We start from the raw sequence: 6566 nt of genomic DNA, 5'->3' as shown, positions 1-6566 counted from the left end.
GGTCTGGCACACTGCCCCGCCGGTCGGCTCGGGCCGGGCTCAGCGGACGGGTCCCCGCCCGGTGCCCGGCCCCGGTGCCCGGCCCGGCGGCCGGCGGTCAGGACGCCTCGTGCACGACCAGTCGCGCGTGCCGCCCCGCGAAGGCGCTCCGCAGGTCCCGGGCCGCACGGTTCCGCGCGGCGAAGAGACCCTTCCGGTCCACGTGGACGACCAGGACGTCGTAGCCGTCGATGACCTCGGAGATGCCCCGGGTCTGGACGGTGTCGCGCCAGGCTTCCGTGTTCCGGCCGAACCACCGTGGCAGTCCGCAGGGTTCGGCCACGGCGTCCCAGAAGTCCTCGAGCGTCTCGATCGGCCGGCCCCGTAGGTCGACCACCAACTCCGACTCCGTCTGCTCGGCCATCCCGGCACAGTAGCCAACCCTCCTGGCGCTGTACTAGCCGCCGATGTCCCGGCTGCGGAAGTCCTCCAGGGTCTCGCGCCTGACGAGGAGCCGGGCCGTGCCCTCGTGGGCCGCGACGACCGCGGGGCGGCCCACGAGGTTGTAGCCGGAGGCCATGGACAGCTGGTAGGCGCCGGCCACCGGGACGGCGAGCAGGTCGCCGGGGTGGATGTCGCCGGGCAGTTCCACGGCGGCCGCGAGGATGTCGCCGGCCTCGCAGTGCCGGCCGACGACGGTGGCCGTGCGCGGGCCGGCCGTGGAGCGGCGGCCGATGAGGCGGGGCGCGTAGCGCACCCCGTACAGGGCGGGGCGCGGGTTGTCGCTCATTCCGCCGTCGACCGCGACGAACACCTTCTCGCCGGTGTGCTTGACGGCGAGGACCCGGTACACGGCGACCCCGGCCGGTCCGACGACCGCTCGCCCGGGCTCGATGAGGAGCCGGGGGACCGCCAGCCGGGCGGCTGCGCAGCCTTCGGCGAGTTCCGCGCGCAGCCGGCGGGCCAGCGCGGTGAGGTCGAGGGCGGGCTCGCCCGGCCGGTAGGCGATGCCGTGGCCGCCGCCCATGTCCAGCTCGGGCAGGACGACGCCGTGCGCGTCCCGGATGCGGGCCATGAGCCCGACCATCCGGCGCAGGGCCACGACGTACGGCTTCACCTCACTGATCTGGGAGCCGATGTGGCAGTGCAGACCGGTCAGTTCGAGCCGCGGCTGGCCGAGGATCCGCGCGATGGCGTGCTGGGCGCCCCCGTCGGCGAGGGACAGTCCGAACTTCTGGTCGTCGGTACCGGTGCGGATCTTGTCGTGGCCGCCGGCCGAGACGCCCGGCACCACCCGCACCATGACCTTCTGCCGTCCCCCGGGTCCGACCGCGGCCGCGATCCGGGCTATCTCGGACGGCCCGTCGATCACGATCCGCCCCACCCCGAGCCGCAGCGCCGCCTCCAGGTCGCCGGGCGACTTGGCGTTGCCGTGCAGCACGATCCGTTCGGGCGGGAAGCCCGCGGTGACGGCGAGCTCCAGCTCCCCGGCGGAACACACGTCCAGGCCGAGGCCCTCCTCCCGTACCCAGCGCACCATCGCGCGGGAGAGGAACGCCTTGGCGGCGTACAGCACGTCGGAGTCGGGGAAGGCGTCCCGGTAGGTCCGGCAGCGCCCGCGCACCTCGCCCTCGTCCAGGACGTAGACCGGCGTGCCGAACCGGTCGGCGATCTCCGTCAGCGACACCCCGCCGACGGCCAGGCCGCCGTGCGGGAGCCGCTCCGTGGACGCGGGCCAGACGGACAGGTCGTCGGAGCCGGCCGCGACTTCGGGGACAGCGGCAATGGTCATCGGGACTTCCCCTTCGCAGGCGAGTGATGTCCGGCGCCCCGGATGCGGGGAGGCGGTCCGGGGCGTGACACCGAAGCTATCCCCGGGTTCCCGCGCCGGTGGCCGTCCCCTGACGGGACCTTTACGGGGAGTGGCCAAGTCCATACGGATCCATGACGGCAGGCTTCTATCGAACGTATGAACGAGTTGATGAGGGAGGGATGCCGTCCTCACAGTGCGGGTCCGGTGGCTGTGTGACGAGCGTTACGGCACATGATCGGCCGGGGTCACACCGGCGTAATGGGCGTTTCGTACCGTCGGGGCACGCGTCGACCGACAGAGAGGCCATCCGGTGCCCCCACAGGACTCGCCTACGGCCGTCTCCCAGGTGCGGACGGCCTGCTCGTACTGCGGTGTGGGCTGCGGCATGCTCCTCGACATCGGGTCCGGCCCCGACGGCCGCCGCAAGGTCCTCAAGGCATCGGGGGACAAGGACCACCCCGCCAATCTCGGCCGGCTGTGCACCAAGGGCGCGACGACCGCCGACATGCTCGCCGCCCCCGGACGGCTGACCACCGCCCTGACGCGCCCCGAGCGAGGGTCGGGGGCCGTACCCGCCGGAGTGGACGAGACGATCTCCGCCACGGCCCGGCGGCTGCGGGCGGTCATCGACGAGCACGGGCCCGACGCCCTCGCGTTCTACGTCTCCGGGCAGATGAGCCTCGAAGCCCAGTACCTGGCCAACAAGCTGGCCAAGGGCTTCGTCCGCACCAATCAGATCGAGTCCAACTCCCGGCTGTGCATGGCCAGCGCGGGCACCGGCTACAAACTCTCCCTCGGCGCCGACGGCCCGCCCGGCTCCTACCAGGACTTCGACAAGGCCGACGTCTTCCTCGTCATCGGCTCCAACATGGCCGACTGCCATCCCGTCCTGTTCCTGCGGCTGATGGAACGGGTGAAGGCGGGCGCCAGACTGATCGTCGTCGACCCCCGGCGCACCGCCACCGCCGACAAGGCCGACCTCTTCCTGCAGATCGAGCCGGGGACCGATCTGGCCCTGCTCAACGGCCTGTTGCACCTGCTGGTGGAGAACGGCCACACGGACGCCCGCTTCATCGCGGAGCGCACCGAGGGCTGGGAGGCGATGCCGGAGTTCCTCGCGGACCATCCGCCCGCGACCGTCGCCGGGATCACGGGCATCCCCGAAGCGGACATCCGGCGGGCCGCGGAGTGGATCGGTACGGCGGGGGAGTGGACGAGCTGCTGGACCATGGGGCTCAACCAGTCCACCCACGGCACCTGGAACACCAACGCCCTGATCAACCTGCACCTGGCCACCGGCGCGATCTGCCGCCCCGGCAGCGGTCCCTTCTCCCTCACCGGCCAGCCCAACGCCATGGGCGGCCGCGAAATGGGCTACATGGGGCCCGGCCTGCCCGGACAGCGGTCGGTGCTCGTGGCCGAGGACCGCGCCTTCGCCGAGGAACTCTGGGGGCTGGAACCCGGCACCGTACGCGAGGACGGTTCCGGCAAGGGCACCGTCGACATGTTCCGGCGCATGGCCGAGGGCGAGATCAAGGCGTGCTGGATCATCTGCACCAACCCGGTCGCCTCGGTGGCCAACCGCAGGACCGTCATCGAGGGCCTGGAGACCGCCGAACTCGTCATCACCCAGGACGCGTTCGCCGACACCGAGACCAACGCCTACGCCGACGTCGTGCTCCCCGGAGCCCTGTGGACCGAGACCGAGGGCGTACTGATCAACAGCGAACGCAACCTCACCCTCTCCCGGCCCGCCGTGGACCCTCCGGGGGAGGCACTCGCGGACTGGCGGATCATCGCGCGCATCGCCTGCGAGATGGGCTACGCCCACGCCTTCTCGTACGAGAGCGCCGAAGAGGTCTTCGAGGAGATCAAGCGCGCGGCGAACCCCAGGACCGGCTACGACCTGCGCGGTGTGACGTACGAACGGCTCCGCGACACGCCCGTCCAGTGGCCCGCCGCGAGCGCCGGCGGGCCGGACCGCAACCCCATCCGCTACCTGTCCGAGGGCGACGGTGGTCCGGTGTTCCCCACCGAGAGCGGACGGGCCGTCTTCTTCGCCCGCTCGCACCTCCCCGCTGCCGAAATGCCCGACGACGACTATCCGTTCGTCCTCAACACCGGCCGGCTCCAGCACCAGTGGCACACCCTCACCAAGACCGGGAAGGTGCCCAGACTCAACAAGCTGAACCCGGCCCCCTTCGTCGAAGTGCACCCGCGGGACGCGGAGCGGCTGGGACTGGCGGAAGGCGACTCGGTGGAGGTCGCCTCCCGGCGCGGCCGCGCCGTCCTGCCCGCCGTCGTCACCGACCGGGTGCGCCCGGGCTGCTGCTTCGCGCCGTTCCACTGGAACGACCTGTTCGGCGAATACCTGAGCATCAACGCGGTGACCAGCGACGCCGTCGACCCCCTCTCCTTCCAGCCCGAGTTCAAGGTGTGCGCGGTGACGCTGGCCAAGGTCGCCACACCGGTCGTCGTGGCCCGGGCACCCGCGGCCCCGGTGGTGACCGTGCCGACGGCCGTCCAGCCCGCCGCGGCAGCCGTCTTCGGGCTGGAGGACGCGCCCCCGCCCGTGCTCGCCGAGCACGAACGCCAGTACCTGGTGGGATTCCTCGCCGGACTGCCCTCGGGCGCGCCCGGCGTCCCCGTACTGCCGCCCGGTGCGCCCTTCCGGGAGGAGCACGCGCGCTGGGTGAACGGTGTCCTGGCGGGCATGTACTCCCGAACTCCGCGGGCGGCGGCGGAAGTCGATGCGTCGGCCGCCGCCCCCGGCCGTGAGGTCTTCGTCCTGTGGGCCTCCCAGACGGGCAACGCCGAGGAGTTCGCCGCGGCCGCCGCCGAGCGGATCTCCGCGGCGGGGCACAGCGCGGCACTCGCCGGCATGGACGACACGGACCTGAACTCCCTGCCCCCGGCCGCCGATCTGCTGCTGGTCACCAGCACCTTCGGGGACGGAGACGCCCCCGACAACGGCACCGGGTTCTGGGACGCCCTCACCGCCGCCGACACCCCGCGGCTGGACGGCCGACGCTACGCCGTACTCGCCCTCGGCGACTCCTCGTACGAAGACTTCTGCGGCCACGGACGCCGCCTGGACCAGCGCCTGGACGAGCTGGGAGCCGTACGCCTGGCACCGCGCGCGGACTGCGAACCGGACTACGAGCCCTCCGCCCAGGCCTGGCTGGAGCAGGTCCTCACCCATCTCACGGGGCAACCGGAGACGGATGCTGCGCCGTCCCCCGCCCCGCTCACCTCGCCTGTCGCGCCCCTCGCACCCCTCGCGCCCGTCCGCGGAGCGAAGCCGGCCCCGGTCGCCGTGCGGCTGACGGGCAACCGGCTGCTCAGCCTCCCCGGGGCGGGCAAGGAGGTCCGCCGGTTCACCTTCGACACCCGGGACAGCCGGACCCCGCTCCTCTACGAGGCCGGCGACGCCCTCGGAGTCCAGCCCGCCAACTGCCCCGAACTGGTGGCCGAATGGCTGGCGGTCACCGGAGCCGACCCCGCCGCGACCGTCGAGGTACCGGGCATCGGCGGGGTCACCCTGGCCGACGCCCTGCACCGGCACCTGGACATCACCGGACTCACCCCCGCCCTGCTGGGCTTCGTCAACGAACGCACCGGCGACCGCGAACTGAAGAAGCTGCTGCGCCCCGACAACAAGGGCGAGCTCGCCCGCTGGTCCTGGGGCCGCCAGGCCGTCGACGTCCTCGCCGAGCACCCGGTCCGCGCCACGGGCCAGGAATGGGCCACCGTCCTCAAGCGCCTGCAGCCACGCCTCTACTCCATATCCTCCAGCCCGCTCACCGACCCCCACCAGGTGTCCCTGACGGTCTCCGTGGTCCGATACCAGAACGTCAACGGCCGCCCCCGCAAGGGCGTTTGCTCGCCGTTCCTCGCCGACGCGGCGCCCGGCGCCGAGGTCCCGGTCCTCGTGCGGCGCTCACCCCACTTCCGGCCCCCGGCGGACCCCGACGCGCCGATGGTGATGGTCGGCCCGGGGACGGGCGTGGCCCCGTTCGTCGGCTTCCTCGAAGAACGCCGGGCCCGCGGCCACCGCGGCCCCAACTGGCTCTTCTTCGGCGAACAGCACCGGGCCACGGACTTCTACTACGAGGAGGAACTGACCGCCTTCCTCGCCGACGGCACCCTCACCCGCCTCGACACCGCCTTCTCCCGCGACCAGCGCGCCAAGGTCTACGTACAGGACCGGATGCGCGAACGCGGCCCCCAGCTGTGGTCCTGGCTGCGGGACGGCGCGCACTTCCACGTCTGCGGTGACGCCGCCCGGATGGCCAAGGACGTCGACCGGGCCCTGCGCGACATCGCCGTCACCCACGGCGGCCTCGACGAGGAGGGGGCGGCCCTGTACGTCAAGCAGCTCGCCGCCGACAAGCGGTACGTCCGCGACGTCTACTGACCCGCGCGGACAGCCGTCAGCCGTCAGCTGTCAGCCTCCCGCGCGGACCGGCCGCCGGCCCCGGACCGCCCATGCGCGGGCGGTGAGCGCGATCGACCCGTCGTGCAGCGTCGGCACGCTCTCACGGAGCGCTCCGCGCAACCGGTCCCGGGCGGACGGTTCGAGCGCGGCGACGTAGCCGGGGGCGGGCCCCTGCCCGGCCAGGAACGGCTCCCACAGATCCGCGAAGCCGGAGAAGACGGTGGCCACCTCGATCGGGGAGAGGGTCACGTCGACGAGCCCCGCCCCCGTCCACAGCGCCCGGAGCGGCTCCGGGCGGCACACCGGGAACCGGCGGCCCTCGTCCAGGCCGGTCGC

Annotated in this window: 3 protein-coding genes and 1 pseudogene; 1 reads left to right on the top strand and 3 read right to left on the bottom strand. The window is 72.9% G+C overall.

The window, feature by feature from the left end:
* Window positions 1-97 precede the first annotated feature (97 nt).
* Window positions 98-403: a barstar family protein gene (locus tag ACWGDE_RS34285; RefSeq protein WP_453392963.1), complete on the bottom strand. Its 306-nt coding sequence runs from the start codon at window positions 401-403 to the stop codon at window positions 98-100.
* A 33-nt stretch (window positions 404-436) separates the two neighbouring features.
* On the bottom strand, window positions 437-1771 hold the full coding sequence (gene lysA / locus ACWGDE_RS34280) for a diaminopimelate decarboxylase (protein ID WP_453392962.1): 1335 nt from the start codon (window positions 1769-1771) through the stop codon (window positions 437-439).
* 406 nt (window positions 1772-2177) lie between these two features.
* Here lysA and ACWGDE_RS34275 point away from each other — a divergent pair, with 406 nt between their 5' ends.
* Window positions 2178-6209 (top strand): molybdopterin-dependent oxidoreductase, encoded by a 4032-nt coding sequence (locus ACWGDE_RS34275; RefSeq protein WP_453392964.1) that lies wholly within the window; start codon window positions 2178-2180, stop codon window positions 6207-6209.
* A gap of 30 nt (window positions 6210-6239) precedes the next feature.
* On the opposite strand, the pseudogene ACWGDE_RS34270 reads toward ACWGDE_RS34275, so the two are convergent.
* Window positions 6240-6566 (bottom strand): annotated as a pseudogene (locus ACWGDE_RS34270) (SAM-dependent methyltransferase); the annotation flags it as partial.

The sequence above is a fragment of the Streptomyces sp. NPDC054956 genome (assembly GCF_053609185.1).
The sequence above is the reverse complement of the archived record's forward strand: the minus strand, read 5'-3'. Positions and strand labels throughout refer to the sequence as shown.